Annotated in this window: 25 protein-coding genes and 2 tRNA genes; 11 read left to right on the top strand and 16 right to left on the bottom strand. The window is 71.1% G+C overall.

All coding sequences use genetic code 11. From position 1 onward, the window contains the following. The first annotated feature begins 71 nt into the window (after positions 1-71). A complete protein-coding gene (locus FHX32_RS09560; RefSeq protein ID WP_167180377.1) occupies positions 72-908 on the top strand; it encodes an MBL fold metallo-hydrolase in 837 nt (278 codons plus the stop codon). Between the two features lie 85 nt (positions 909-993). Here FHX32_RS09560 and FHX32_RS09555 read toward each other — a convergent pair whose 3' ends face one another. The 3 genes from FHX32_RS09555 to FHX32_RS09545 all read right to left on the bottom strand — a co-directional run bounded on the left by FHX32_RS09555 (position 994) and on the right by FHX32_RS09545 (position 3095). Further along, complete coding sequence (locus tag FHX32_RS09555; protein ID WP_167180376.1) at positions 994-1476, bottom strand: CBS domain-containing protein; 483 nt, start codon at positions 1474-1476, stop codon at positions 994-996. A gap of 320 nt (positions 1477-1796) precedes the next feature. Then, a complete protein-coding gene (locus FHX32_RS09550; protein ID WP_167180375.1) occupies positions 1797-2441 on the bottom strand; it encodes a dihydrofolate reductase family protein in 645 nt (214 codons plus the stop codon). 246 nt (positions 2442-2687) lie between these two features. Beyond that, entirely contained in the window at positions 2688-3095 is a 408-nt protein-coding gene (locus tag FHX32_RS09545; RefSeq protein ID WP_167180374.1) for a RidA family protein, read from the bottom strand. A gap of 629 nt (positions 3096-3724) precedes the next feature. Here FHX32_RS09545 and FHX32_RS09540 point away from each other — a divergent pair. Beyond that, entirely contained in the window at positions 3725-4105 is a 381-nt protein-coding gene (locus FHX32_RS09540) for a VOC family protein (protein ID WP_167180373.1), read from the top strand. A gap of 475 nt (positions 4106-4580) precedes the next feature. Here FHX32_RS09540 and FHX32_RS09535 read toward each other — a convergent pair. The 6 genes from FHX32_RS09535 to gyrB all read right to left on the bottom strand — a co-directional run bounded on the left by FHX32_RS09535 (position 4581) and on the right by gyrB (position 10644). Next, positions 4581-4656 (bottom strand) — tRNA-Ala (locus FHX32_RS09535). A 49-nt stretch (positions 4657-4705) separates the two neighbouring features. Further along, positions 4706-4834, bottom strand: a complete 129-nt coding sequence (locus FHX32_RS34950) for a DLW-39 family protein (protein WP_231928447.1) — start codon at positions 4832-4834, stop codon at positions 4706-4708. 42 nt (positions 4835-4876) lie between these two features. Beyond that, positions 4877-4950, bottom strand: a tRNA-Ile gene (locus FHX32_RS09530). A gap of 151 nt (positions 4951-5101) precedes the next feature. Next, entirely contained in the window at positions 5102-6040 is a 939-nt protein-coding gene (locus FHX32_RS09525) for a DUF3566 domain-containing protein (protein WP_167180372.1), read from the bottom strand. 4 nt (positions 6041-6044) lie between these two features. After that, positions 6045-8564, bottom strand: coding sequence for a DNA gyrase subunit A (gyrA, locus tag FHX32_RS09520; protein WP_167180371.1), 2520 nt, complete (start codon positions 8562-8564; stop codon positions 6045-6047). 136 nt (positions 8565-8700) lie between these two features. After that, entirely contained in the window at positions 8701-10644 is a 1944-nt protein-coding gene (gene gyrB / locus FHX32_RS09515; RefSeq protein ID WP_167180370.1) for a DNA topoisomerase (ATP-hydrolyzing) subunit B, read from the bottom strand. Positions 10645-11159: 515 nt separating this feature from the next. Between gyrB and FHX32_RS09510 the strand changes: the two genes are divergently transcribed. Next, positions 11160-11714 (top strand): hypothetical protein, encoded by a 555-nt coding sequence (locus FHX32_RS09510; protein ID WP_088996704.1) that lies wholly within the window; start codon positions 11160-11162, stop codon positions 11712-11714. Here the strand turns inward: FHX32_RS09510 and FHX32_RS09505 are convergent. After that, positions 11699-12184 carry a MarR family transcriptional regulator gene (locus FHX32_RS09505; protein WP_167180369.1) on the bottom strand — a complete coding sequence of 162 codons (486 nt, stop codon included), beginning with the start codon at positions 12182-12184 and terminating at the stop codon, positions 11699-11701. The genes FHX32_RS09510 and FHX32_RS09505 overlap by 16 nt on opposite strands. Positions 12185-12281: 97 nt before the next feature. Between FHX32_RS09505 and FHX32_RS09500 the strand changes: the two genes are divergently transcribed. Continuing rightward, a complete protein-coding gene (locus tag FHX32_RS09500; protein ID WP_167180368.1) occupies positions 12282-12509 on the top strand; it encodes a hypothetical protein in 228 nt (75 codons plus the stop codon). A 3-nt stretch (positions 12510-12512) separates the two neighbouring features. Here the strand turns inward: FHX32_RS09500 and FHX32_RS09495 are convergent, their stop codons facing one another. From FHX32_RS09495 to dnaA, 5 genes are all read right to left on the bottom strand, one after another. Next, positions 12513-13115: a DciA family protein gene (locus FHX32_RS09495; RefSeq protein WP_167180367.1), complete on the bottom strand. Its 603-nt coding sequence runs from the start codon at positions 13113-13115 to the stop codon at positions 12513-12515. Beyond that, a complete protein-coding gene (recF, locus tag FHX32_RS09490; RefSeq protein ID WP_167180366.1) occupies positions 13078-14211 on the bottom strand; it encodes a DNA replication/repair protein RecF in 1134 nt (377 codons plus the stop codon). The genes FHX32_RS09495 and recF overlap by 38 nt, the downstream gene beginning before the upstream one ends. Before the next feature lie 16 nt (positions 14212-14227). Continuing rightward, positions 14228-15100, bottom strand: coding sequence for a phosphogluconate dehydrogenase (NAD(+)-dependent, decarboxylating) (gene gnd, locus FHX32_RS09485; protein WP_167180365.1), 873 nt, complete (start codon positions 15098-15100; stop codon positions 14228-14230). 49 nt (positions 15101-15149) lie between these two features. Then, positions 15150-16283, bottom strand: a complete 1134-nt coding sequence (dnaN, locus tag FHX32_RS09480) for a DNA polymerase III subunit beta (RefSeq protein WP_167180364.1) — start codon at positions 16281-16283, stop codon at positions 15150-15152. Between the two features lie 1025 nt (positions 16284-17308). Next, the gene (dnaA, locus tag FHX32_RS09475) at positions 17309-19123 is read right to left on the bottom strand and encodes a chromosomal replication initiator protein DnaA (RefSeq protein ID WP_167180363.1); all 1815 of its coding nucleotides are present in this window, start codon (positions 19121-19123) and stop codon (positions 17309-17311) included. A gap of 625 nt (positions 19124-19748) precedes the next feature. Between dnaA and rpmH the strand changes: the two genes are divergently transcribed. The 6 genes from rpmH to rsmG all read left to right on the top strand — a co-directional run bounded on the left by rpmH (position 19749) and on the right by rsmG (position 23294). Further along, positions 19749-19886 (top strand): 50S ribosomal protein L34, encoded by a 138-nt coding sequence (rpmH, locus tag FHX32_RS09470; protein ID WP_007073824.1) that lies wholly within the window; start codon positions 19749-19751, stop codon positions 19884-19886. A 36-nt stretch (positions 19887-19922) separates the two neighbouring features. After that, a complete protein-coding gene (rnpA, locus tag FHX32_RS09465; protein WP_167180362.1) occupies positions 19923-20339 on the top strand; it encodes a ribonuclease P protein component in 417 nt (138 codons plus the stop codon). A 44-nt stretch (positions 20340-20383) separates the two neighbouring features. Further along, positions 20384-20623 carry a membrane protein insertion efficiency factor YidD gene (yidD, locus tag FHX32_RS09460; protein WP_231928446.1) on the top strand — a complete coding sequence of 80 codons (240 nt, stop codon included), beginning with the start codon at positions 20384-20386 and terminating at the stop codon, positions 20621-20623. Positions 20624-20626: 3 nt separating this feature from the next. Beyond that, on the top strand, positions 20627-21613 hold the full coding sequence (yidC, locus tag FHX32_RS09455; protein WP_167180360.1) for a membrane protein insertase YidC: 987 nt from the start codon (positions 20627-20629) through the stop codon (positions 21611-21613). 213 nt (positions 21614-21826) lie between these two features. Continuing rightward, on the top strand, positions 21827-22438 hold the full coding sequence (locus FHX32_RS09450) for a R3H domain-containing nucleic acid-binding protein (RefSeq protein WP_167180359.1): 612 nt from the start codon (positions 21827-21829) through the stop codon (positions 22436-22438). 4 nt (positions 22439-22442) lie between these two features. After that, positions 22443-23294, top strand: coding sequence for a 16S rRNA (guanine(527)-N(7))-methyltransferase RsmG (rsmG, locus tag FHX32_RS09445; protein ID WP_167180358.1), 852 nt, complete (start codon positions 22443-22445; stop codon positions 23292-23294). Between the two features lie 789 nt (positions 23295-24083). Here rsmG and FHX32_RS09440 read toward each other — a convergent pair. Further along, complete coding sequence (locus FHX32_RS09440) at positions 24084-24236, bottom strand: hypothetical protein (RefSeq protein WP_167180357.1); 153 nt, start codon at positions 24234-24236, stop codon at positions 24084-24086. On the opposite strand from FHX32_RS09440, the gene FHX32_RS09435 reads away from it, so the two are divergent. Next, on the top strand, positions 24178-25173 hold the full coding sequence (locus tag FHX32_RS09435; RefSeq protein ID WP_486481091.1) for a ParA family protein: 996 nt from the start codon (positions 24178-24180) through the stop codon (positions 25171-25173). The genes FHX32_RS09440 and FHX32_RS09435 overlap by 59 nt on opposite strands. Positions 25174-25186: the final 13 nt, after the last annotated feature.

The following is a 25186-nucleotide window of genomic DNA, read 5'->3' as shown; positions in this document are numbered from 1 at the left end:
CGGGATGGAGGTGCTGCTCTCCGTGCTCGGCTCGCGCACCGCCCGCCTGGTCACCCACCTGGGAGGTGGACATGGAAGGACAGCCGGAGGTCACGTTCGTCGGTACCGCCACCACTGTGCTGCGGATCGGCGGGTTCACCCTGCTGACCGACCCGAACTTCCTGCACCGGGGGCAGCGGGCGTACCTGGGCAAGGGGTTGTGGTCGAAGCGGCGTGCCGACCCGGCGCTGCGGATCGCCCAACTGCCGTCGCTGGACGCGGTGGTCCTGTCCCACCTGCACGGCGACCACTTCGACCGGGTGGCCCGGCGCGAGCTGGACCGGGAACTATCGATCGTCACCACCCCGGCGGCCGAACGGAAGCTGCGCCGCTGGGGTTTCCGGGCCGCCGAAGGGCTGCCCACCTGGCGTTCCCGCGAGCTGCGTCGCGACGGTGCGACCCTGCGGCTCACCTCGATGCCCGGCCAGCACGGGCCGGGCGTGGTGGACCGGCTGATGCCGGACGTGATGGGCACGATGATCGACCTGGAACGCGACGGCTCCCGGCAGTTCCGCCTCTACGTCACCGGCGACACGCTGAACAAGCCGCTGCTCGCCGGCATCCCCGAGCGGTACCCGGACATCGACGCCATGCTGATCCACCTCGGCGGCACCAAGGTCGCCGGCATCCTGCTCACCATGGACGCGCGACAGGGCGCCGACCTGGTCGACCTGATCCGGCCGAAGTTGACCGTGCCGATCCACTACGACGACTACCCGGTCTTCCGCTCGCCGCTGGGCCACTTCGTGATGGAGGCCCGCCGGCGCGGCTTCGTGCAGCGGGTACGCACCATCGCGCGCGGCGAGACGGTGCCGCTCACCCCGATCACCCCACCCGCCGAACGGATCTCGCCGCCGGCCGGCAGTTGACCGCCCGCCGGCTGCTTCCCGCCCGTACGCCGGACGCCGCCTGCCGGCCGCTGGGCCGGAGGCGGCGTCCGGCGGGTCGGACCGGTCAGTTGCGCTCGGAGATCGCCTCGATGAGGTCGCCCACCGGACGCTCCGGCAGCGAGCGGGCCACGTCGGCGACGGCCACGATGCCGACGAGCTCGTGCCCGTCGATCACCGGCAGCCGGCGCACCTGGTGCTGACCCATGGTGCGCAGGATGTCGGCCGCGTCGTCGTCCGCGCCGACGGTCACCGCCTCGCCCTGGGCCAGCTCGCCCGCGGTGACGCTGCCCGGGTCGCGACCCTCGGCGAGCCCCTTCACCACGATGTCGCGGTCGGTCAGCATGCCCTTGAGCCGGTCGTCCTGACCGCAGATCGGCAGCGATCCGACGCCCAGTTGCGCCATCTGCTTGGCTGCGGTCCGGAGGTCGTCCTGCTCACGGACACAGGTCACGTCGTTGGTCATGATGTCGCTGCGGTCGGCATTGGCATGACACCTCACTTTCCGGGGGTTGTTGCCGTTTCTCCTACCCCGGCCGGTGCCGGCCATGCACGGACCGTCGTCGCCCGCCGCGATCAGGCCCCACCCATCGGCGGCGATCGTGGTACGGTCCAACGCCGGTCGACCAGATCGACCGGCTGATCGCCACCGGGTTCGGGCTCTCGCCGGACGACGCGGAGTTCGCCCGCGACCGGACGTACGGCGGACTGGTCCGGTCCGCCACCCGGAACGTCCTGAACTGCCCCGACGAGGGCAAGGACCCGATGGCGTGGGAAGGCTTCCAGCGCGGCATGCGGGACCCCTCCCTGGTGGCCCGCATCTTCCCCGAGTTCGCCTAGCAGCGGCGCGGGCGGCCGGCCGAGCCGCCGTCAGTCGCCACGCCCGGCACCGCGATCCGGTGCGCTCATGTCCCCCGTCCCGGGGATACCTTCGGCGAGCCCGTAGCGCAGGTACACGGTGCCCTTCGGACCGGCCACCGGCGGTTCGAGGAGTGTGACGTTCGTGGGCACCGCGCCGCCGTCGAACACCTTCTTGCCGACGCCGAGCACGATCGGGTGCACCCAGAGGTCGAGCCGGTCGAAGAGCTTCTCGCGCAGCAGGGTCTGCACCAGGTTCAAGCTCCCGACGACCTTCACGTGCTCGTGCCGGTCACGGATCTCACGCACCGCGCCGGCCAGGTCCGGGCCGAGCTGAGTGGACCCGGCCCACGAGAGGTCGGGCCTGCCGCGGGAGGCCACGTACTTCGGAACGCTGTTGAAGAGCGTGGCGATCTCGTTGTCCTCGCCGCCCTCCTGGTACGGCCAGTAGGCGGCGAAGATGTCGTACGTCCGCCGGCCGAGCAGCAGGGCGTCTGTGCCCTCGTACGCGGCACCGACCTGCGCCCCGGAGGCCTCGTCCAGCAGGGGCGCCTGCCAGCCGCCGAACGGGAACCCCACCGGGTCCTCGTCGGGGCCGCCGGGCGCCTGCCCGACGAGGTCGAGGGTCGCGAACAGCTCGATGTGGATGAGACCCATGCCTTGCTCCCGTGAGTTGGTTGTCTCGGTCGGGAGGTAGACCTGCGAGCGCCGGCAGACTCATCGCTGCGGCGGCACCCAACTCGTACCCGCCGATCGTCACGCCCGGTGCACCGGTCACGCAGCACGGTGTCCTGCTTACGCCACCGGGCCGGGACGCCGGACCGACCTTCCCCACTCACGCTAGATCACCAGGCAGGTCCAAACCGGGTAACTGCCCAGCGTGCAGCGTCAGTCAGGCGGGCGTCACTCGATGACGGCGGTGGCCTCCACTTCGACCAGCAGATCCGGCTCACCCAGCGCGGCAACGCCGATCAGGGTGATCGGCTTGACCGGGTCGATCCCCAACGTCGCTGCCGCCCTGGACACCCCTTCGCCCAGTAACGGCATCTTGTACGGCGACCAGTCCACGACGTAGATGGTCAACTTCGCCACGTCGTCAAACGAGCCACCAATCCCAGCCATGGCGGTAGCGACGTTCAGATACGCCTGCTCGACCTGCGCGGCAAGATCCCCCTCACCGACCGGGTTCCCAGCGGCGTCGCGGGCAACCTGTCCGGCCAGGAACACGAGCCTGGACCCGGTGGCGATCGACAGTTGCCGGTACACCTCGGGCTTCGGCAGCCCGTCGGGGTTGACCAGTTCCACGGCCATGACCGCTCCTTCCATGGGACGAGGGATCTCTCAGGAGCCTGAAGCCCCTGGTGACAACCGGTCCCCTGCCATGCCAAGCACTCGACCACGGCGCGCCTCTGGTCACCGCGTTGTTCACCAGCTGCGGCGATGCACGGACATCTGCCGTCGATCAGTCGAACTCGGCTGGCATCCCAACCCACACACCAACAAACGCTGAGATCCGCAGGCTCGTCAGGCTGCTTCGGCCATCGATCGAGTGCTGGGCGAGGAGGGGACGGCGTAACCGCCCGGCTGTACTCGGAACCGGGATCAACTGACGAAAGTGCTGGTGGAGCCCAGGGGGCTCGAACCCCTAACCCCTGCCTCGCATAGGCGGCTCCACACAGTTGATGCTTGCTGATCAATGCCGACGACTGGTGTTGTCGTCCGGGACTCTGCTGTCCTGTACCAACGGTTGACGGCTGTTGTCGCGCGTCTCGCTGACTTCCTGCTGACTGACGACCGTCAGGGCTCAGCCCGACGGGCACCCTCGTCCGGCCCCGCTCGCCTCGCCCGGTACGATTGTGAGCTTGTTCGCACTGCAGGAAGCCCATGATATCCGCGTGCGGCCGCCCCGGCAGTTCCAATGCTGAGAGTAGGTTTCGTCAATGGCATGCCGTATCAGTGAGCTCGTGCTCAAGTGCCGCGACCCCGAGGTGCTGGCGCGGTTCTGGTGCGAGGTCCTTGACTTCATGGTGCTCGATCGCGAAGAGGGGGTCTACATCGAGATAGGCCCGCGCGAAGGGTTCGGCGGCCCGCAGCCGACGATCTTCCTCATCCGCAACGACGAGCCGAAGAACGGGCATGCCCGGCTGCACATCGACGTCAACCCCACCGACCGCGATCAGGACGCCGAGCTCGAGCGCCTCCTGGCCGCCGGGGCCAAACTCGTCGACATCGGTCAGCCTGCCGATGCGTCCTGGCACGTCCTCGCCGATCCAGAAGGCAACGAGTTCTGCCTGCTCAAGCGCCGCCTCGACCCACTCTGACGGCCCTTGCCCAAACGATCGACGCAGCCGCCACCCCGCAGCCGCCGACAAGATCTGGCGACCCCATCGATACCTCGGGGGCCGGGTGGATGCTCGACCCGCCCCGTGTCGCATGCGTGTTGGTGAGGCATTGACCCAGCCAGCGGAACCTCGCCATCCCGTCGCCGTCGACCCGCCGCCGGGCGTCAGGAGTGACGGTCGCAGAGCGGCAGCGGCAGCGGCCGGCGCGCGCCCAGGCGGCGGCGCGTGCGGCCCATGTCCGGCGGGGTCCCGGTCAACATCGTCCAAGCGGTGATGGGCCACGAGCAGGCGTCACGACGCTCAACCGCTACGCGCACACCCCGGCGGATTTCCATGAGTCGGTGCGCAGGGTCTTCGGCGGTGGTGCTGACGGTCCGCTCACGGCCAAAGATGATCCTCAATCCGGCAGGGAGCCGACGGAGGAGGAAGAGAGGCCGTGAGCAGGCCGATGTTGTGGTGGAGCCCAGGGGACTCGAACCCCTAACCCCTGCCTTGCAAAGGCAGTGCTCTGCCAGTTGAGCTAGGGCCCCGGAAGCGGGCGACGCCGCCTGGTGCTGGTGCTGGCTGAAACGAGCGGGATCAGCGCAGGTCGGGGGCGGTGGTCGCCTCGTGCCAGAGAGCGCGCTCGTCGTTGGAAGCCTTGACCTTCTTGGCCACGACGGCGGCCACACCGACGACGCCGGCCAGAATCAGCAGCTTCTTGAACATGGGGCTACCCCTCGCGCTCGACTGTCGTCGGACGGTGTGCGGTGGGGCTAGCTGGAATCGAACCAGCGACCTCAGAGTTATCAGCTCTGCGCTCTAACCGACTGAGCTATAGCCCCGCGTAGCGACGGCCAAGGTTAACCCATCGGCCCACCCGGCCCCAAATCGGGGCCCCGGCCGGCGGGGCGCCCCCGTCGCCCTGTCGAACGTACCGGAATGCGGGACGCCGGGGCGACCGCTTTCGCGGTGCCCCGGCGTCCCGGTGGCCGTTCAGTCCCGCTCGGCGAGGGTCAGTTCGATCCCGCCGACCAGGTCGGCGCAGACGTTGTAGACGAACGCCCCGAGCGTGGCGAGCGCGGTGAACAGCACGACGTTGACCAGGCCGATCAGCGCCGAGCTGAGGATCACGCCCTTGGCGGTGATCTGGAAGCCGTCGGTGCTCTGCCCACCGCCCGCGCTGACCAGGTCGGTCAGGCTGTCGTTGACGCTCTGGAAGACGCCCATCGCGTCCAGCGCCAGGTAGAGCACCGAGGTGGCCACCACCACCACGATGAAGAGCACCACGGACACGGCGAAGGCGAACTTCATCACGGACCAGGGGTCGATCCGCTTGAGGTTCAGCCGGGCCCGGCGCGGTCCGCGCGACGCCGCCGAGCTGACCGACGTACGCGCGGCGCGTACCGCGTCACCCACCCGCGCGGCGCCGACGGCCGCCGCGCTGCTGATGCCCGGCGGCAGCCCGCCGCCGTTGGGCCGGCCACTGGCGCCCGGACGGCTGCCGTCCGGCTGCGGTCGGGTGCCCGGGGTGACCCGTGGCTGGGTGCCGGTGGTCCCGCCGGCGCCGGCGGAGCCGGTGGCCGACTGGCCCGCCCGTACGCCGATCGGCTGGGTGGTCAACGGCCGGTTACCGGCCGCGGCCGCCGGGGCGGTCGCGGTAGCGGTGGTGGGGGTGGTGCCGCCGGAACTCGGCTTCTCCGCCGGCGCTACCGGTTCGGTCTTGTCGGCCGGTGCCTCGTCGTCGCTCGGCTTGTCCGGCGGCGGCGCCATCCCGGGAGCCCGGGTGAATTTCGGGGCAGGCGCGTCGGCGGGGACCGTGGCCCGGCCCACGGCCGCGCGGCCGGTCGCTGGTGTGCCGCTCTTCGCGGCCTCCTCGTCGACCGGGTTGGCCGAGGTCCCCGTGTTCCCCGACTTCGCCTGTGTCTCCGTCATTCAACTAGTCCTGTTCGTCAGGCTCGTCGGCATTGCGAGCAATCGCCACGATAGTCACGCCGTCCGGGAGGTCCATCAACTTGACCCCCATTGTGTTCCGGTCACGCGTACGGCGTACAGGCTTCACCGGAGTCCGGATGACACCACCGTTGCTGGTGATGGCGAACAGTTCGTCGTCCGGGTCGATCACCACCGCGCCGACCAGACCACCGCGTCGTTCCGTGATCTTCGCAGTCAGCACGCCCTTACCTCCCCGGCCCTGCACGGGGTATTCCTCGATCGGGGTACGTTTCGCGTATCCGCCGTTCGTGGCCACCAGGACGTCCATCCCCGGCCGGACCACCTCCATGGCCAGCAGGACGTCGTCCTCGGCGAAGCGCATGCCGATCACGCCCGACGTCGCCCGACCCATCGGCCGCAGCGCCTCGTCGGTGGCGTTGAACCGGATCGCCTGCGCGTTCTTGGAGACCAGGAGCAGGTCGTCCTCGGGCCCGACCAGGGCAGCACCGACCAGCTCGTCCTCATCGCGCAGGTTGATCGCGATGATGCCGCCGGACCGGTTGGAGTCGAACTCCTCGAGCCGCGTCTTCTTCACCAGGCCGTTCTTCGTGGCCAGTACCAGGTAGGGGGCCACCTGGTAGTTCGGGATCTCGATGATCTGTGCGATCTGCTCGTCCGGTTGGAAGGCGAGCAGGTTGGCCACGTGCTGGCCCTTGGCCACCCTAGTGGCTTCCGGGAGTTCGTAGGCCTTCGCCCGGTAGACCCGGCCCTTGTTGGTGAAGAACAGGATCCAGTCGTGCGTCGAGCAGACGAAGAAGTGGCTGACGATGTCGTCCTGGCGCAGCGTCGCGCCGCTGACGCCCTTGCCACCGCGCCGCTGCGAGCGGTAGAGGTCGACCTTCGTCCGCTTGGCGTAGCCCGTCCGGGTGATCGTGACGACCACGTCCTCGCGGGCGATGAGGTCCTCCATCGAGACCTCGCCCTCGAACGGCACGATCTTCGTGCGCCGGTCGTCACCCCACTTGGCGACGATCTCGCCGAGCTCCTCCGAGACGATCTTCCGCTGCCGCTCCGGCTTGGCGAGGATGTCCTTGAGGTCGGCGATCTCCACCTCCAGCTTGGCCAGGTCGTCGAGGATCCGCTGCCGCTCCAGCGCGGCGAGCCGGCGCAGCTGCATGTCCAGGATCGCGGTCGCCTGGATCTCGTCGATCTCCAGCAGCCGGATCAGGCCCTGCCGGGCGTCCTCGACCGTGGGCGAGCGCCGGATCAGGGCGATCACCTCGTCGAGGGCGTCCAGCGCCTTGGCCAGACCGCGCAGGATGTGCGCCCGCTCCTCCGCCTTGCGCAGCCGGAAGGCCGTCCGCCGGCGGATGACCTCGACCTGGTGCTCGACGTAGTAGCGGATGAACTGGGCCAGGTTGAGCGTGCGCGGCACCCCGTCGACCAGCGCCAGCATGTTGGCGCCGAAGGTCTCCTGGAGCTGGGTGTGCTTGTAGAGGTTGTTCAGCACCACCTTGGCGACCGCGTCGCGCTTCAGCACGAGCACGATCCGCATGCCGGTACGCCCGGAGGACTCGTCCCTGATGTCGGCGATGCCGCCGAGCTTGCCCTCCTTGATCAGCTCGGCGATCCGCTCGGCCAGGTTGTCCGGGTTGACCTGGTAGGGCAGCTCGCTGACCACCAGCGCCGGGCGGCCGCGCTTGTCCTCCTCGACCTCCACCACGGCGCGCATCCGGATCGAGCCGCGCCCGGTCCGGTACGCGTCCTGGATGCCGGCCTGGCCGACGATCAGGCCGTGGGTCGGGAAGTCCGGCCCCTTGACGATCTCCAGCAGCGCCTCGAGCGTGGTGGCCTCGTCGGCGTCCGGGTGCTCCAGGCACCACTGCACGGCCGCGCCGATCTCCCGCAGGTTGTGCGGCGGGATCTTGGTGGCCATGCCGACCGCGATGCCCTCGGAGCCGTTGACCAGCAGGTTCGGGATCCGGGACGGCAGGATGGTGGGCTCCTTGGCCCGGCCGTCGTAGTTGTCCTGCAGGTCGACGGTGTCCTCGTCGATGTCCCGCAGCATCTCCATGGCCAGCGGGTCGAGCTTGCACTCCGTGTAGCGCATCGCCGCGGCCGGATCGTTACCGGGCGATCCGAAGTTGCCGTTGCCGTCGACCAGTGGGTAGCGCAGCGACCAGGGCTGCGCCATCCGGACCAGCGCGTCGTAGATCGCCGAGTCGCCGTGCGGGTGGAACTGGCCCATCACGTCGCCGACGACCCGGGAGCACTTCACGTAGCCGCGGTCCGGCCGGTAGCCGGAGTCGAACATGGCGTAGAGGATCTTGCGGTGGACCGGCTTGAGCCCGTCCCGGACGTCCGGCAGCGCCCGCCCGACGATGACGCTCATCGCGTAGTCGAGGTAGGAGCGCTGCATCTCCACCTCGAGCCCGACCGGTTCGATCCGGTCGTGCGCGACGACGGCCGCGATGGTCTCGGGGACCTCGGGCTCGTTCGGTGTGGACTCGGGGGAATCGGTCACTGTTTACCCTTATCAGACTCAGAGTCGTTTTCGTGCTGTGGATAACCGCTGTGGAAACCGGCCAAGCTGTGGATAACTCTGTGGATCGGCGGGTCGACCAGTGGATGTCCGGCCGGCCCGCCGATACCGATACCCCTCAGATGTCCAGGAACCGGACGTCCTTGGCGTTGCGCTGGATGAACGAGCGGCGCGCCTCGACGTCCTCTCCCATCAACACGCTGAACAACTCGTCGGCGGTTGCCGCGTCGTCGAGCGTGACCTGACGAAGCGTACGGGTCGCCGGGTTCATCGTGGTCTCCCACAGCTCCGGGTAGTTCATCTCGCCCAGACCCTTGAACCGCTGGATGTCGTCCGGCTTGGCGTTCGGCTTCTTCTGCTGGCGCAGCGCGATCAGCCCGTCGCGCTCCCGGTCGGAGTACGCGTACTGCGCGTCGTCGCCCTTCTTGTTCCACTTGATCTTGTAGAGCGGCGGGGCGGCCAGGTAGACGTGCCCCAGCTCCACCAGCGGACGCATGAAGCGGAAGAGCAGGGTGAGCAGCAGCGTCTGGATGTGCTGGCCGTCGACGTCGGCGTCGGCCATCAGCACGATCTTGTGGTAACGCAGCTTCTCGATGTCGAAGTCGTCGTGGATGCCGGTGCCCAGCGCGGTGATCAGCGCCTGGACCTCGTTGTTCTTCAGCACCCGGTCGATCCGGGCCTTCTCCACGTTGAGGATCTTGCCGCGGATCGGCAGGATCGCCTGGGTCCGCGGGTCGCGGCCCTGCTTGGCCGAGCCGCCGGCCGAGTCACCCTCGACGATGAACACCTCGGACTCGCGCGGGTCGGTGGACTGGCAGTCGGCCAGCTTGCCGGGCATCGAGCCGGACTCCAGCAGCGACTTGCGCCGGGCCAGCTTGCGCGCCTGCTGCGCGGCGATCCGGGCCCGGGCGGCCTGGGACGCCTTCTGGATGATGATCTTCGCCTCGGCCGGGTTCCGGTCGAACCAGTCGACCAGCCACTCGTTGCAGACCCGCTGCACGAAGCTCTTCACCGGCGTGTTGCCGAGCTTGGTCTTGGTCTGGCCCTCGAACTGCGGGTTGGCCAGCTTGACCGAGATGATCGCGGCCAGGCCCTCGCGGATGTCCTCGCCGGAGAGCTTCTCGTCGCTCTTGAGCAGCTTCCGCTCGGCGCCGTAGCGGTTCACCACGCTGGTCAGCGCGGCCCGGAAGCCCTCCTCGTGGGTGCCGCCCTCGTGGGTGTTGATCGTGTTGGCGAAGGTGTAGACCGACTCGCCGTACGACTCGTTCCACTGCATGGCGATCTCGACCGACATGCCCTCCTCCTCGGCGCCGAACTCGACCACCGTCTTGTGGATCGGGTTCTTCGAGGCGTTCAGGTGCCGGACGAAGTCGGCGATACCGCCCTTGTAGAGGAAGGTCACCTCGCGCGGCTTGCCCTCCTCGTCCGCCGAGCGCTCGTCGAGCAGATGGATGGTGAGGCCGCGGTTGAGGAAGGCCATCTCCTGGAGCCGGCGGTAGATCGTCTGGAAGTCGAAGTCGACAGTCTCGAAGACGGCCGGGTCTGGCCAGAAGGCGACCGCCGAGCCGGTGCGGTTGGTCGTCTCGCCCTTCTCCAGCGGGGTCGGCTTGGAGTTGCTGTACTGCTGCCGCCAGACGAAACCGGACTTGTGGATCTCCACCGCCATCCGGGTGGAGAGGGCGTTCACCACCGAGACGCCGACGCCGTGCAGACCGCCGGAGACCGCGTACGCCTTGCCGTCGAACTTGCCGCCCGCGTGCAGCACGGTCAGCGCCACCTCGACACCCGGCTTCTTCAGCTTCGGGTGCAGGTCGACCGGGAAGCCCCGGCCGTTGTCGGTGACCCGGACCCCGCCGTCGGCGAGCAGCACCACGTCGATGGTGTCGCAGTGCCCGGCCAGCGCCTCGTCCACCGCGTTGTCGACGACCTCCCACACGAGGTGGTGCAGACCGCGCTCGCCGGTCGACCCGATGTACATACCGGGCCGCTTGCGGACCGCCTCCAGACCCTCGAGAACGGTGATCGACTCTGCGCCGTACTCCTGCTTGTCCTGCGCTGCCACCCTCGGCCACTTTCTCGCGCCGTCCGCACCAGGTGGCGCGTCGGGCGCGGGTTCGGCGGACAGGACGCGACGTCGGCACGCGGACCGGCACCGGGGACAATTCCGGGGTACGGGTCGAACGCGCCGGTCGCCGCGGTTGCCCGCGGATCGCGATCGGCTCGACCCGACGTGGACGATGATCGCGGGCCGTGTCGGGCCCGTGTCTCGTCGCTCCCCACCGGGTCTTCGTCTCAGCCTCAATCTTACTGTGCGCGGCCGACTAAACCACCACTCGGCACCCCCGCGAGACGGCTGAGAATGCCGTAGCCGGCCGAATCGCGCTGTCTGCGACTCCCCCTACACGGCTGCCCTGGATCGGGGGCGGCGCCGCCCGACGGCCGGGGTGGACCGATCTCGCGGACCGGCCCGCCGTGTCGTAGGTTGACGGCGCCGCCGGTGCCGGCCTTGATCTTTCCCGGCCGGAACCGGACGATCGACCCGATCGACCCGACTCGTGCTGTAAGAGGTGACGCCAGATGGGGCTGGACAACGTCGCGGTGCACTGGCCGCGGACCGGCCGCTTCTACGACCCGGTCGCGCCGGCCGAGTTCGTGGACTTCGGCGAGATCGTCGACATGCCGCGGATCTCCGCGCCGACCGCCGCGCTGGCGGAGTTGATCGCCAAGACCGGCACCGTCCGGGCGACCGCGTACACCGAGCTGGTGGACCTGCTGCTCGGCCTGGAGGGTGTGCTCTACGCCACAGACGCCGCGGCCGAGGACGAGGACCCGGTTATCGACCCGGACGGCTGCGCCTGGATCGCCGGTGGCATCGAGCGGTTCGTCGCCGGGCACCGCGAGCTGGGCGAGGCGGTGACCTTCGACTCGGTCAGCCAGGTGCTGCGCTCGTTGCTCGCCGACGGCCGCCTGGCCGAGCAGCAGCTGCGCTGGCTGGACAGCCGGCTCGACGCGCTGCGCGACGAGAGCGGCGCGCCGCCGCAGTGGACCTTCACCTGCGCCGAGCTGAGCGTGTTGGCCGCCTTCTACCGCCGCTGCGCCGACCGCGGCTTCGCCGTCTACGCCGACGCCTGACCCGGCCGGCCGTCGCCGGCCGTCACGGCCCGGTTCGCCGCGGCGATCACCTCGGTCAGTACGCCGTGCAGGTGCCGGAGGTCGGCCAGTGGCAGCCCGAGCCGGGCCACGATCGCCGGGGGGATCTGCTCGGCCCGGGCCCGGAGGGCCTGACCGCTGGCGGTGAGCGTGACCGCCAGGCTGCGCTCGTCCGACGCGTCCCGCTCGCGCCGCACGTAGCCGGCCGCCTCCAGGCGCTTGAGCAGTGGTGAGAGCGTGCCGGGGTCGAGTTGGAGCAGGCGGCTCAGGTCCCGGACCGACAGCGGCGCGTGCTGCCACAGGGCCAGCATGACCAGGTACTGCGGATGGGTCAGGCCCATCGGCTCCAGCAGCGGGCGGTAGACCGCGACCACTCCCCGCGCCGCGACGGAGAGGGCGAAGCACACCTGCTCCTCCAGCGCCAGGGGATCCCCGTCGAGCTGGTCGGGCACGGCTGGACCTCCTCATCGTCCTTGCGAGCCTACCAACGATTGGTGTACCAATTATTAGCGCACCAACCGTCACTGCCGACGCAGGAGAGGCCAGGCGATGAGCGACGAGCAGCCGACCCCGAGGCGCCCCGGCGAGGGCGGGCGCCTGATGTCCTGGGTCTTCCGCCGCCTGGCCGGCCCGCCCGAGGTGCAGGGCGCGGTGCAGGGCGGCTCGGCCGAGGCCCGGGAGGCGTGGAAGCGGGACCTGGAGCGCCGCAAGCAGTGGACGCGCGAGCAGCGGGAACGCAAGCGCGCCGAGCGGGAGGCCCGGCGCGCCGGCGGCTGAGCGTCAGCCGTAGGTGTCCCGCGGTCCACGGCCGCGGACCCGGCGCGGCCCCCGCGACCAGGACGGCGCCGCCGGGCCGTGGATGTGCAGCTTGCGCACCACGTTGTGGCCCACCTCCCGGGCGATCTGCTGCAACAGCGAGCCGGCGAGCAGGCGCAACTGGGTGGCCCAGGCGGTCGACCGCGCCTCGACGGTCAGCTCGCCGTCCGCCAGCTTGACCGGGCGGCTGTGCTGGGCGACCTCCGGCCCGACCACCCGCTCCCAGGCGCCGAAGACCGTCGCCTCGGCGGCCGGCTGCTGCCAGCCGCGCGCCTTCACCAGCCGGTCGAGCACCGCGCCGAGCGGCTGCGGGTCGCGCGGGTCCGGGCCCGGGCCGGAGTAGCCACGCAACCGCCGCTGGCCGCCGTCACCGCCGCCACCCCCGCCGGCGGTACGCCGACGCGTCTTCGCCGCCGCCTCCCGCCGGGCCCGGGCCGCGTCCAGCACGGCGCGGGCCAGCTCGGGGCCGGACGCGCCCCCCTCGGGCGGCGCCGGCGGTGCCTCCTCCGGCCCACGCCCCGGCCGGGTCTCATCCGACACGGCGCACCGTCCCCTCGCCCACCTCATACCGGGTGCCGCGCAGGGTCGCCGGCACGTCGTCGTCCACCGCGCAGGTGACCAGCAGCTGGCTGGCCCCGCCGACCAGCTCCGCCAGCCGCTCCCGCCGGCCCGCGTCCAACTCGGCGAAGACGTCGTCGAGCACCAGCACCGGCTCGATCCCGTCCGAGCGGAGCAGGTCGTAGCCGGCCAGCCGCAGGGCCAGCGCGTACGACCAGGACTCGCCGTGGCTGGCGTACCCGCGGGCGGGCAGCGGGCCGAGGGTCAGGGTGAGGTCGTCCCGGTGCGGACCGACCAGCGTGGTGCCCCGCTCGATCTCCGCCGACCGGGACTCGTCGAGCGCCGCGGTCAGCGCCCCCGCCAGCACCGCCCGGTCGGTGGTCGGCTCCGGCAGCTCCACCGACGGCCGGTACGCGATGCCGGCCGCGCCCCGACCGGCGGCCACCGCGTCGTACGCCTTGGTCACGTGCGGAGCCAGCGCGGCGACCAGCTCCAGCCGGCCGGCGAGCAGCTCGGCGCCGTGCCGGGCCAGGTGGGTGTCCCAGACCGCCAGGGTGGACAGGTCCCCGCCGCGCGAGCCGCCCGTCTTGCGGGCCAGGTACGCGGTACGCAGCAGGGCGTTGCGCTGCTTGACCACCCGGTCGTAGTCGGCGCGCACCCCGGCGTACCGGGGCTGCCGGCTGACCAGCAGGTCGTCGAGGTAGCGGCGGCGCTCGGCCGGGTCGCCCCGGACGAGTTCCAGGTCCTCCGGGGCGAAGAGCACCAGCCGCAGCGCGCCGAGCACGTCCCGGGCCCGGCGGGCGGGTGACCGGCCGAGCCGGGCCCGGTTCGCCTTGCCCGGCACGATCTCCAGCTCGACCAGCAGTTCGCGTCCCTCGTGCACCACGGCGCAGCGGATCACCGCCGAGCCGGCGCCCATCCGGACGAGAGGGGCGTCCGTGGCGACCCGGTGCGAGTCCAGGGTCGCCACGTAGCCGAGCGCCTCGACCAGATTGGTCTTGCCGACGCCGTTCGGCCCGACCAGGACGTTCGCCCCCGGTTCGAGGTCGACGCCGACCCGCTCGTACGAGCGGAAGTCGACCAGTTCGAGCCGGCGGACGTACACAGGCTGTGGATACCCCTCAGCGCTTGCGCACGGCGTGCCCGCCGAACTGCTGGCGCAGCGCGGCGACCGCCTTCATGGCCGGCGAGTCGTCCTGCCGGGACGCGAACCGGGCGAAGAGCGAGGCGGTGATGACGTTCAGTGGCACGGCGAGCCGGACCGCCTCGTCCACCGTCCAGCGCCCCTCGCCGGTGTCCTCGGTGTAGCCGCTCAGCTCGGCCAGCTCCGGGTCCTCGTCGAGGGCCCGGTCGAGCAGGTCGAGCAGCCAGGAACGCACCACGGTGCCCTCTCGCCAGGACTTGAACACCCCGGGCACGTTGGTCACCAGCTCCGAGGCGGCGAGCAGCTCGTAGCCCTCGGCGTAGGCGTGCATCAGGCCGTACTCGATGCCGTTGTGCACCATCTTGGCGTAGTGCCCGGCACCGACCGGCCCGGCGTGCACGAAGCCGAACTCGCCCGCCGGCTTGAGCGCCTCGAAGATCGGCATGAGCCGCTCGACGTGCTCCTGGGCGCCGCCGACCATCAGCGCGTAGCCGTTCTGCCGGCCCCAGACCCCGCCGGAGACCCCAACGTCGATGTAGCCGATGCCCCGGTCGTTGAGCCGCTCGGCCCGGGGCGCGTCGTCGCTGAACCGGGAGTTGCCGCCGTCGATGATGATGTCGCCCTCGCCGAGCACGTCGGCGAGCTCGTCGATGGTCGCGTCGGTGACCCCCGCCGGGACCATCACCCAGACCGCGCGCGGCGACTCCAGCTTCTCGGCCAGTTCCGCCAGGGAAGCGACGTCGCTCAGCTCCGCGTTGTGGTCGAAACCGACCACCTCGTGGCCGGCGGCGCGCAACCGCTCGCGCATGTTGCCGCCCATCCGGCCGAGTCCTACCAGGCCGAGCTGCATCTGCTCCTACCTCCGTCGTGCGTTCTCTGGGGTGTTGTCCGGGGTGCGATCAGCGGGACACCCGGATCGGCATGATGAGGTACCGGTACCCAGGGATGACCTCGCCATCCTCGCCCGCCGGCGAAATCACCGCGGGCTTGAAGGCGTCGACGAACGAGAGCACGGCGTACTGGGCCCCGAGGTTGACGAGACCGTCGATCAGGTACTGCGGGTTGAAGCCGATGGTCAGCGGCTCACCGGTGAAGGTGGCCTCCATGGCCTCGCTGGCCCGGGCCTCCTCGGTGCCGCCGGCCTCGACCACCAGGCCGTCGGCGCTGAAGCTGAGCAGCACCGGGGTGGTCCGCTCGGCGACCAGCGCGACCCGCTTGACCACCTCGACCAGGGCGCTGACCGGCACCCGGGCCTCGGCGTTGTGGCTCGCCGGGAAGAGCGAACGCACCGGCGGGTAGTTGGCGCCGTCGAGCAGCCGGCTGGTGGTGCGGCGGGTGCCGCCGGAGAAGCCGATCATGCCTTCGCCGGCGCCGCCCTGGGACAGCGCCATGGTGACCTCGCCGCCGAGCGGGCCGAGCGCCTTGGCGGTGTCGTGCAGCGTGCGCGCCGGCACCAGCGCGTTGATGCTGATCTCGGCGTCGTCCGGATTCCACTGCATCTCGCGCAGGGCGAGCCGGTAGCGGTCGGTGGCGAGCATGGCCAGCGTGCTGCCGGAGAGTTCGATCCGGACGCCGGTCATCATCGGCAGCGTTTCGTCCCGGCCGGCGGCGACGGCCACCTGGGCAACGGCGGCGGCGAACGCGGCCGCGTCGACGGTGCCGGCGCTCTCCGGCATCTCGGGCAGCGACGGGTAGTCCTCCACCGGCATGGTGGGCAGGGTGAACCGGGCGCTGCCGCAGACCAGTTCGAGGTGCGCGCCGACCGCGGCGATGTCCACCGGCTTGGCCGGCAGCGCCTTGGTGATCTCGGCGAGCAGCCGGCCGGAGACCAGCGCGGCCCCGTCGGCGTCGCCCTGCACCTCGACGGTGACCTGGCTGGAGACCTCGTAGTCGAACCCGGAGACTTGCAGGTTGCCGTCGGTCACCCGGAGCATCACGCCGGCCAGCACCGGTACGGACGGCCGGTTGGGCAGGCTCTTCGCGGTCCAGGCCACGGCCTCGGCGAGCGCGTCGCGCTCCACTCGGAACTTCATCAATGCCTCCGCGTCGACGTCAGCGACAACTCTCTCATGCCGACCGCTACCTGCCGACCCGCCTGACGGTGCGGGTACCCATCGCACCTTAGGGCGCGTGGGCATCGGCTGTGCGCCCGACCCCGTGGATTCCGGTGCCGGCCCGGCCGCCCTCGGCGGTCTCCGGCCCGATCCACAGAAAGTCCAACGGTGATGATTGGTTTTTGTTCTTTCAGAAGAGATAACTCATCGTCTTCATCGCACCTGTGCAAACTGTGGAGAACCGGCGTCCGCGCAGGTCAGACAGGTTATCCACCGGTGGTTTTGCTGTGGAGAACCAGGGGTACAACCCGTGTTCTGATCCACAGGCCGCCCGATCCACCGGGTTGTCCACGGTTGTCCACCGGTTGTCCACCGGTAATCCACCGACTTTCTCCCCAGGGCTGTGGACCGGCGGAGACGGCTCCACCGGCGTCATCCCCAGAACCTTCAACAGCCCGCCCACAGGCCGACCGTCCGCTGGGGACAACGGAGCCGTTGTCCCCAGGCGTCCACAGCGTCGTCCCCAGGGTTTCTCCACAGGCTGTGGGTAACCGGCTCCGGACGGAGCGTGGTTGTCCACCGGCGGTGGACAACGAGCTGTGGACAACGAGGCGCAGCGGTGGATGGTCACGGCTTCAATGCTGTGGTCTCGACCTTGTCGAGGGTCAAGTCCCGGCCGCTGTGGATCGTCCGGCGGCCGGGTGGATCGCGCTGCGTACCCCTCGGAGCGCTGAAGCCCGCCGCGCGCGGCGGGCTGTCGGCCCGGCGCCCGCGGCCGGCCGGCTTCGTGCCGACGCGGCCGGCCGCCCCGAAGGTCGACGCGTCGCGTCGTGACCGTCCTGAGGGCCGCCGTGACCGGGCGTCCTGAGGGCCGCCGTGCCGTGGTCGCGCCGGGCACGGGTACGCCCGGCCAGCATCCTGGCCGGGCGCGGTCACGTCTCGGGGCGTACGCGACGACTTCAGTTCGGCGCGTCTGACGCCGCGCTGCGACCTGAAGCCGTCGCTCAGGTGTTCTGCTTGATCCGGTTGGTCAGCTCGGCGATCTGGTTGTAGAGCGAGCGGCGTTCGGCCATCTGCTGGCGGATCTTGCGGTCGGCGTGCATCACCGTGGTGTGGTCGCGGCCACCGAAGGCCTGCCCGATCCGGGGCAGCGAGAGGTCGGTCAGCTCCCGGCACAGGTACATGGCCACCTGGCGGGCGTTGACCAGCACCCGGGAGCGGGAGTGGCCGCGCAGGTCCTCCAGGCTCACGCCGAAGTAGTCGGCGGTGGAGACCATGATCTGGTCCGCGGTGATCTCCGGCCCGGCGCCGTCCGGGATGAAGTCCCGCAGCACCTCCTCCGCCAGCGACAGCTCGACCGTGGAGCGGGTCAGGCTGGCGAACGCGGTCACCCGGATCAGCGCCCCCTCCAGCTCGCGGATCGAGTTCGACACCCGGGAGGCGATGAACTCCAGCACGTCCGGCGGGGCGTACAGCCGCTCCTGCGCGGCCTTCTTCTGCAGGATCGCGATCCGGGTCTCCAGGTCCGGCGGCTGGATGTCGGCGAGCAGGCCCCACTCGAACCGGGTCCGCAGCCGGTCCTCCAGCGTCGCCAGCTGCTTCGGCGAGCGGTCGGAGGTGATCACGATCTGCTTGTTGGCGTTGTGCAGGGTGTTGAAGGTGTGGAAGAACTCCTCCTGGGTGCGCTCGCGGTTCTCCAGGAACTGGATGTCGTCGATCAACAGGATGTCGACGTCGCGATAGCGCCGCTGGAACGCGCTGGTCTTGTCGTCCCGCAGCGAGTTGATGAAGTCGTTGGTGAACTCCTCGGTCGAGACGTACCGCACCGACCGGGCGTTGCCGAGGGTGGTGGCGTAGTGGCCGATGGCGTGCAGCAGGTGCGTCTTGCCCAGCCCGGAGCTGCCGTAGATGAACAGCGGGTTGTAAGCCTTCGCCGGTGACTCCGCCACGGCGACCGCGGCGGCGTGGGCGAACCGGTTGGACGAGCCGATGACGAACGTCTCGAACATGTACTTCGGGTTGAGCCGGTTGCCGCCGCCGTCGGCGGGCAGCCGCCGCTCGTCCCGGACGCCGGGCCGGTGGTCCACCCGTCCGGGGCCGCTGTCCGGGCCGCCGTCGCGGGGCAGTGCGCGGATCACGTGCTGGTCCCGGGGGGAGCCCGCGTCCTGCGGGTAGCGCGCGTCGTAGGGGCGGGCGTCCGGGCCGGGCGGGTCGAGCCGGGTGGCCTGCTCGTCGAAGCCGCGCCCGGGAGGCGTACGCCGGGCCGGGCGGTCGGGCCGCGGCGGTTCGGCGAAGGCCGTGCTGAACAGCGCCTCCTGGCCGCCGGGTCCGGCCGGGTCCGGCCGGTCGTCGGCCGGCTGCGCGGGCGCCGGCGGCGGGTCGGCCCGCCGCTCGGGGTGCGGCTGCTCGGGGATGAGCGGCGGCTGGTGCCGGGCGTCGACGGGTTCGTCGTCCCGCGGCCCGGTGCCGTCGAATCCCGCCGGCCCGCCGTCGTGGTCGACCGGGGCGGGCTCCGGACCGGAGCGGTAGACGGTGCCGGCCGGCCGGCCCGCGCCGTCCTCGGCCACCCGGACGGTGACCGCCACCTGGATCGGGCGGCCGAGCCGGCGGGTGAGCGCCTCGGTGATCGCCGGCCGCAGCCGCGACTCGATCACGTCCCGGGTGAACGCGTCCGGGACGGAGAGCAGCGCGGTGTCCTCGACGATCGCCCGCAACCGGGTCAGCCGCAGGTACGCCCGCTGCTGGGCGGAGATGATCTCGTCGGCGAGCTCGTCGGTCGTCGCCATCCAGACCGCGGCGAGGTCGGTCGTACCGGTCACCGTCGTGCCACCCCCCTCGCCTCTGCCCCCCGGACGCCGCCGTCGCCCCGGCCGGTCTTCCGGGCCCGCCGCCCTCGAGCGGGTGGACCCGCACCCACCCGGACGGCCGACCGGTCGTCGTCCACAAGTTATCCACAGCCTGTGTATCGACCGATTGTGGCCGCCCGCCGGACGCGGGTCTGACCTGCCCCCTGCCTGAACGGGCGCTGAAGCGGGTTCACCGTGCCGAACGATTCACTACCGGGTCCGGTCTTGCCTGCCGGCGACACCGGGACACCCGACGCTGACCGCAATCGGGCACGGTAACAGCGTTGTCCACGCGCCATCAACCGGCGACGCGCGGCCGGCCTTGTCAACATCAGCGAAAACCGCCGCTTCGGTCGCCCGCCGGCCCGGTATCCGCCCAGGTGGTGACATTTGACGGTGATTGCACCCCTGCGTAGGCTTGAGCGGCTGCTCTGTTGCCCTCTGCTAGGGTGATGGATGCTTGCTGTCCGCGCTCATGCCCCGCACGCCGAGGGTCCCGCCGGGCAGCGCCGATCGGGGCCACCGCCGAGGTGGCCTGGACCACCACACGACCCCGGCGGTCCCCTCGCCCGGGGCGTACGACAACGGAGAGCCTGACGTGAGCAAGCGCACCTACCAGCCGAACAACCGCCGGCGCGCGAAGACCCACGGCTTCCGGCTGCGCATGCGCACCCGGGCCGGCCGCGCCATCCTGTCGACCCGTCGCGCCAAGGGCCGCGCCCGCCTGTCGGCCTGAGGCCGACCGGGTCAGGTCCGGGGGACGTGGGCAGTCGTGCTGGCGGCCGCACAGCGACTGCGGCGTAGCACCGACTTCGCCGCAGCGGTCCGCGGTGGCCGGCGTGCCGGCCGCGGCGCGGTAGTCGTCCACCTCACCCTGCCGACCGGAGCCGAACCCACGGCACAGACCTCGCCGAAGCCGGCGCGGGACGCCGGTGCGGAGCAGACCTCCGCACCGACCCGCGCCGGCTTCGTCGTGTCCAAGGCGGTCGGCCCGGCTGTGGTCCGCAACCGGGTCCGCCGCCGGCTGCGGCATCTGGTCCGCGAGCGGCTGGCCGACCTCCCACCCGGCAGCACCCTGGTCGTACGGGCACTGCCTGCCGCAGCCGACGCGTCCTACCCGCGCCTCGGCACCGACCTGGACGCCGCCATCGCCGCCGCGCGCTCGCCCCGAGGGCGGCGGTCCCGGTGAGCACCGGACCGGCCGTCCCCCGGCCCAGCACAGTCGGTGCCCGTGTGCTGACCGGCCCCATCATCGCGTACCGTCGGTGGATAAGCCCGGCTCTGCCGGCCCGCTGTCGGTTCTATCCGTCGTGCAGTGCGTACGCCCTCGAGGCGGTGGCCCGGCACGGCGCGCTCCGGGGAGCCGGCCTCACGGTCCGGCGGTTGCTGCGCTGCCACCCATTCCACCCAGGTGGACATGACCCGGTGCCGGAGCCGGGCGGTCGCCGACGTGCCGATGTGACTGGAGCCTGAGAATTGAGTCTCGACTGGATCTACTACGCGATTTCGTGGATCCTGCTGGCCTGGCATTCGGCCTGGGACGCCATCGGCGTGCCGGACGGCGCGGTGATCGGCACGAACTGGGCCTGGATCCTCGCCATCGTCTTCCTTGTGGTCACCGTCCGGGTGATCCTGTTCCCGATCTTCGTCAAGCAGATCAAGTCCCAGCGGGCGATGCAGGCGCTCCAGCCCCAGGTGAAGGCGCTGCAGGAGAAGCACAAGGGTGACCGGGAGACGCTCCAGAAGGAGATGATGGAGCTCTACCGGAAGGAAAAGGCCAACCCGCTGATGGGCTGCCTTCCGATGTTCCTCCAGATCCCGGTCTTCCTCGGCCTCTTCCACGTGCTCCGCCGGCTCGACCCGGCCAACGGCGGCAAGACCCTCTACGGTTGGACGGTCAGCCAGTTCGAGAGCGCCTCGCAGGCGAAGCTCTTCACCGCGCCGATCGCCGGCAAGTTCGGCTCGACCGCCGAGGAACTGGCCCGCCTGGGCGCCAACGGCACCACCGTCAAGGTCATCGCCGGGATCCTGGTCCTGGTCATGATGGGCACCACCTACCTGACCAGCCGCCAGATGATCCTCAAGACCGGTTGGGCGGAGGACCCGCAGCAGCGGATGATCCAGCGGCTGATGCTCTACGGCATCCCGCTGTCGCTGCTGGTCTCCGGCGCGATCTTCCCCATCGGTGTGATCATCTACTGGGTCACCAACAACCTGTTCACCCTTGGCCAGCAGCAGTGGGTGCTCCGCAAGTTCCCGCCGCCGGCCAACGTCAGCACCACCAAGCCGGGCACCTCGCCCCGCGGCCCGGTGCAGCCGGCGAAGACGGGTGGCCTGCTCGGCCGCGGCAAGCCGGCCGCCCAGGTGCCGGCGAAGCCCGCCGCGCCGAAGGTCGCCGCCCCGAAGCCCGGCGCCAAGCCGGTGAACCCCAAGAAGGGCCGCCCCGCCAAGCGGAAGGGCTGACCCGTCCGGGCCGCCGTCCGGGAGACCGGCGGCGGCCCGTTCCGCGCCGCGCAGCCGCCGTACGGCCGGCGCCGGAGCGGAACGGCCGCGCACGACGCGGCCACGGGTGAGACTGCCCCTACAGACGTGCCCGTGGGCACCGGCGAAGCTCCCGCCGGCCCCGGGAAACCAGCGGACCCGACGGTCCGGCCGAGTGATAACGGAGATGAGACCGTGACGGACACCAGCATCCCCCGCGCCGACGAGTCACTGGACGAGGAGGAGGGCGTCGCCCCCGCCGTGGCGGAGGACGACACCGAGGCCGAGGACGAAACCGAGGCGGAGGAGACCGAGGAGGGCCCGCGGGAGAAGAAGGCCGCGGGCGAGAGCGAGCTGTTCCGGCAGAGCGAGATCGCCGCCGACTACGTCGAGGGCCTGCTCGACATCCTCGACTACGACGGTGACATCGACGAGCTTGTATCGGGTGGGCGCCCGGTGGTCGAGGTCGTCGGCGGCCGGCTGCAGAACCTGGTCGGGCAGCGCGGCGCCACCCTGGAGGCGCTGCAGGAGCTGGCCCGGCTGGCCGTCTTCCGGCAGACCGGTTCGCCGAGCCGGCTGCTGCTCGACGTCGGCGGCTACCGGGCCAACCGCCGCAAGGAGCTGGCCGCCGTCGCCAGGAACGCCGTCGAGAAGGTCAAGGAGTACGGCGAGCCGGTCCGCCTGGAGCCGATGTCCGCGTTCGAGCGCAAGTGCGTGCACGACGTGGTCAATGCGATGAGCGGGGTGGAGAGCGAGTCCGAGGGTGTCGAGCCGAACCGGTGCATCGTCGTCCGGCCGGCGGACTGACCGCGTGACGAACGACGACACCACGGCCGGAGCCGTGGCCGGCCCGGGTGGTACGCCGCCCGGGCCGTCGGCTGTCCGTCCGGGTGGTACGGCGTCGTCGTCGGCTGTCCGCCCGGACGGCACGCCCTCGCCGGCCGACGCGGTGCTCCCGCCGGAACTGGCCGGCGCGGCCCGCACTCTCTTCGGCGACCGGCTCGAGCTGGCCGCCGCGTACGCCGAACTGCTGGCCACCGACGGCGTGCTGCGCGGCCTGATCGGCCCCCGCGAGGCGCCGCGGATCTGGGACCGGCATCTGCTCAACTGCGCGGCTGTGGCGGAGCGGATCCCCGACGGCGCAGCCGTGCTCGACGTCGGCTCGGGCGCTGGACTGCCCGGCCTGGTGCTGGCGATCGCGCGCCCCGACCTGACCGTCACGCTGATCGAGCCGCTCGCCCGGCGAACCTCCTTCCTGGTCGAGGCGGTGCAGGGGCTGGGGCTGGCGAAGACGGTGCGGGTGTCCCGTGGCCGGGCCGATGAGGCGGCGGCCGGCGGCGCCAGTGCCGAGCCGCTGCGCGGCGACGTGGTCACCGCCCGGGCGGTCGCCCCACTCGACCGGCTGGCCGCCTGGTGCCTGCCGCTCGCGGTGCCCGGCGGACGGTTGGTGGCCCTCAAGGGCGCGTCGGCCGCCGAGGAGATCGCCGAGCACGCGGCGGCGGTGGCGCGGTTCGGCGGCGGTGAGCCGACCGTGCATCGGTGCGGCGAGGGTGTGCTCGACGCGCCCACCACCGTGGTGGAGATCGTGCGCGAACGGTTGGTGGAGCCGGCCCGGCGACCAACCCCAAAGAAGTCCCGCGGCGGTCGGTCGCGCCGCCGCTGAGCCGGGCAAGAAGGTGGGCGTCCCCGGGAGTCGCGCCGGTTGATGCGGTTTCTGCCGCTAATTATCTGAATTGCCCCGGGCTGAGCCCGGCCCGCCGCAGCTGCCCGTACGCGTTGCGGCAGGAGCTTGTGCGCCGGCCCTGGCGGGGCTGAAGACGTGCAGGCGCAGGTTCCCCACCGGCTGCTTCGCATCGGCCCGGGGTCGATCAAGCACCGGTTCGGGGACAGCCGGTCGGCGAAGTCGGGCTGGTGACGGCGGGTAGCCCGCTGGCCGCCGTGTTGGCCGGGCTGCTGCTGGCGCCTCGGCGATCGGGTGATGCCGGTCACCGAACCGCTTGTGGCGAGCTCTGAGCTGCTGCTCAGTTGGCTGCTACCGGCTTTCCGGCCGGCTTCTGGGTCGTTGAACCGGGCGGGTGGAGGGCGCGGGTTGCGAACCCGACGTGGACCCGCCGCGCCCGTGAGCCGTAGGCTGGCCGCGCGTCGATAGTGTGGAGCGGGCGGCAACGGACGTCACCGGGTCCCGACCGCTCCCGCCGGGCCGGACGCAGTACGAGGACGCGTACGGCCGGGGTATGACGGGATGCGGACCGACCATCCGAAGCGGGCAGGGATGACAGGTGCATGACGACGGCAGGTACGACGATCCACGCGTGACGGGCTCGACGGGCTCTCCTGTTTCACGTGAAACCGACTACCACAGCTGGCCGCCCTCCGGGGGGTCCGCCCAGGGCCCGTCGAGCCGGCCGCCGGACTTCGAGTCCGTGGAGCACCCCTCGGCTGCCGGGGTGGGTCAGGGCGGCCCGGTGGCACCGGCCCAGCCGGCCGGCGCGGGCGGTCGGGTCATCCCGATCCGGCGCAACGCGGCGGCCCGGTTCGAGGCGCCGGTGCCACAGCAGCCGACGCCGGAGGCGGTGCCGGTGCCGGTCTCCGAGCCGACAGCCACCTTCGGGAGCGCCGCTGTCGAGCCCGCATACGTTTCACGTGAAACACCGATGCGCGAAGAGGATGACCCACCGTTGGCTATGGAGGCGATGCGTGCCGTGCAGATCCTGAATCCCAGTGGCGAGGTGACGATGCCTCGGCCGGAGCGGACCCGGGTCATGTGCGTCGCGAACCAGAAGGGCGGCGTGGGAAAGACCACGACCACGGTGAACCTGGCGGTGGCGCTCGCCCTGCACGGCAACCGGGTGCTGGTGGTCGACCTCGACCCGCAGGGCAACGCCTCCACCGGGCTGAACGTGCCCCACCACACCGGCGTGCCGGACGTCTACGACTGCCTCATCAACAGCGTGCCGTTGGAGGAGGTCGCCCAGGAGGTCGAGGGCATCCCGAACCTGTGGTGCGTACCGGCCACCATCGACCTGGCGGGTGCCGAGATCGAACTCGTTTCGGTGGTCGCTCGGGAGTCCCGGCTGGCTCGCGCCATCACGGCGTACCCGGGGCACTTCGACTACGTCTTCATCGACTGCCCGCCGTCGCTCGGCCTGCTCACGGTCAACGCTCTGGTCGCCGCGCAGGAGGTGCTCATCCCGATCCAGTGCGAGTACTACGCGCTGGAGGGCCTGAACCAGTTGATCCAGAACATCAACCTGGTTCGCCAGCACCTCAACCCGCGGCTGGAGGTGTCCACCATCCTGCTCACCATGTACGACCGGCGTACCCGGCTGGCCGACGCGGTGGAGCAGGACGTGCGGAACCACTTCGGCGACAAGGTGCTCCAGGCGGTCATCCCGCGTAACGTCCGCGTCTCCGAGGCGCCCAGCTACGGCCAGTCGGTGATGACCTACGATCCCGGTTCGCGGGGGGCCACGAGCTACTTCGAGGCCGCCCAGGAGATCGCCGAGCGGGGCGTCAAGGAGCCGGTGAGCCGGAATGCGTAGTGCGGACGAGGCG

The organism is Micromonospora sp. CNZ280 (genome assembly GCF_011759515.1).
The sequence above is the reverse complement of the archived record's forward strand: the minus strand, read 5'-3'. Positions and strand labels throughout refer to the sequence as shown.

Bases quoted from the DNA above. Each gene is read 5' to 3' on its own strand.
- FHX32_RS09510 (WP_088996704.1), top strand. From the start codon at position 11,160: ATGGGGCTGGACAACGTCGCGGTGCACTGGCCGCGGACCGGCCGCTTC.
- FHX32_RS09495 (WP_167180367.1), bottom strand. From the start codon at position 13,115: ATGAGGTGGGCGAGGGGACGGTGCGCCGTGTCGGATGAGACCCGGCCG.
- FHX32_RS09540 (WP_167180373.1), top strand. From the start codon at position 3,725: ATGGCATGCCGTATCAGTGAGCTCGTGCTCAAGTGCCGCGACCCCGAG.
- FHX32_RS09555 (WP_167180376.1), bottom strand. From the start codon at position 1,476: ATGGCCGGCACCGGCCGGGGTAGGAGAAACGGCAACAACCCCCGGAAA.
- FHX32_RS09525 (WP_167180372.1), bottom strand. From the start codon at position 6,040: ATGACGGAGACACAGGCGAAGTCGGGGAACACGGGGACCTCGGCCAAC.
- FHX32_RS09500 (WP_167180368.1), top strand. From the start codon at position 12,282: ATGAGCGACGAGCAGCCGACCCCGAGGCGCCCCGGCGAGGGCGGGCGC.
- FHX32_RS34950 (WP_231928447.1), bottom strand. From the start codon at position 4,834: ATGTTCAAGAAGCTGCTGATTCTGGCCGGCGTCGTCGGTGTGGCCGCC.
- FHX32_RS09545 (WP_167180374.1), bottom strand. From the start codon at position 3,095: ATGGCCGTGGAACTGGTCAACCCCGACGGGCTGCCGAAGCCCGAGGTG.
- gnd (WP_167180365.1), bottom strand. From the start codon at position 15,100: ATGCAGCTCGGCCTGGTAGGACTCGGCCGGATGGGCGGCAACATGCGC.
- FHX32_RS09550 (WP_167180375.1), bottom strand. From the start codon at position 2,441: ATGGGTCTCATCCACATCGAGCTGTTCGCGACCCTCGACCTCGTCGGG.
- FHX32_RS09560 (WP_167180377.1), top strand. From the start codon at position 72: ATGGAAGGACAGCCGGAGGTCACGTTCGTCGGTACCGCCACCACTGTG.
- dnaN (WP_167180364.1), bottom strand. From the start codon at position 16,283: ATGAAGTTCCGAGTGGAGCGCGACGCGCTCGCCGAGGCCGTGGCCTGG.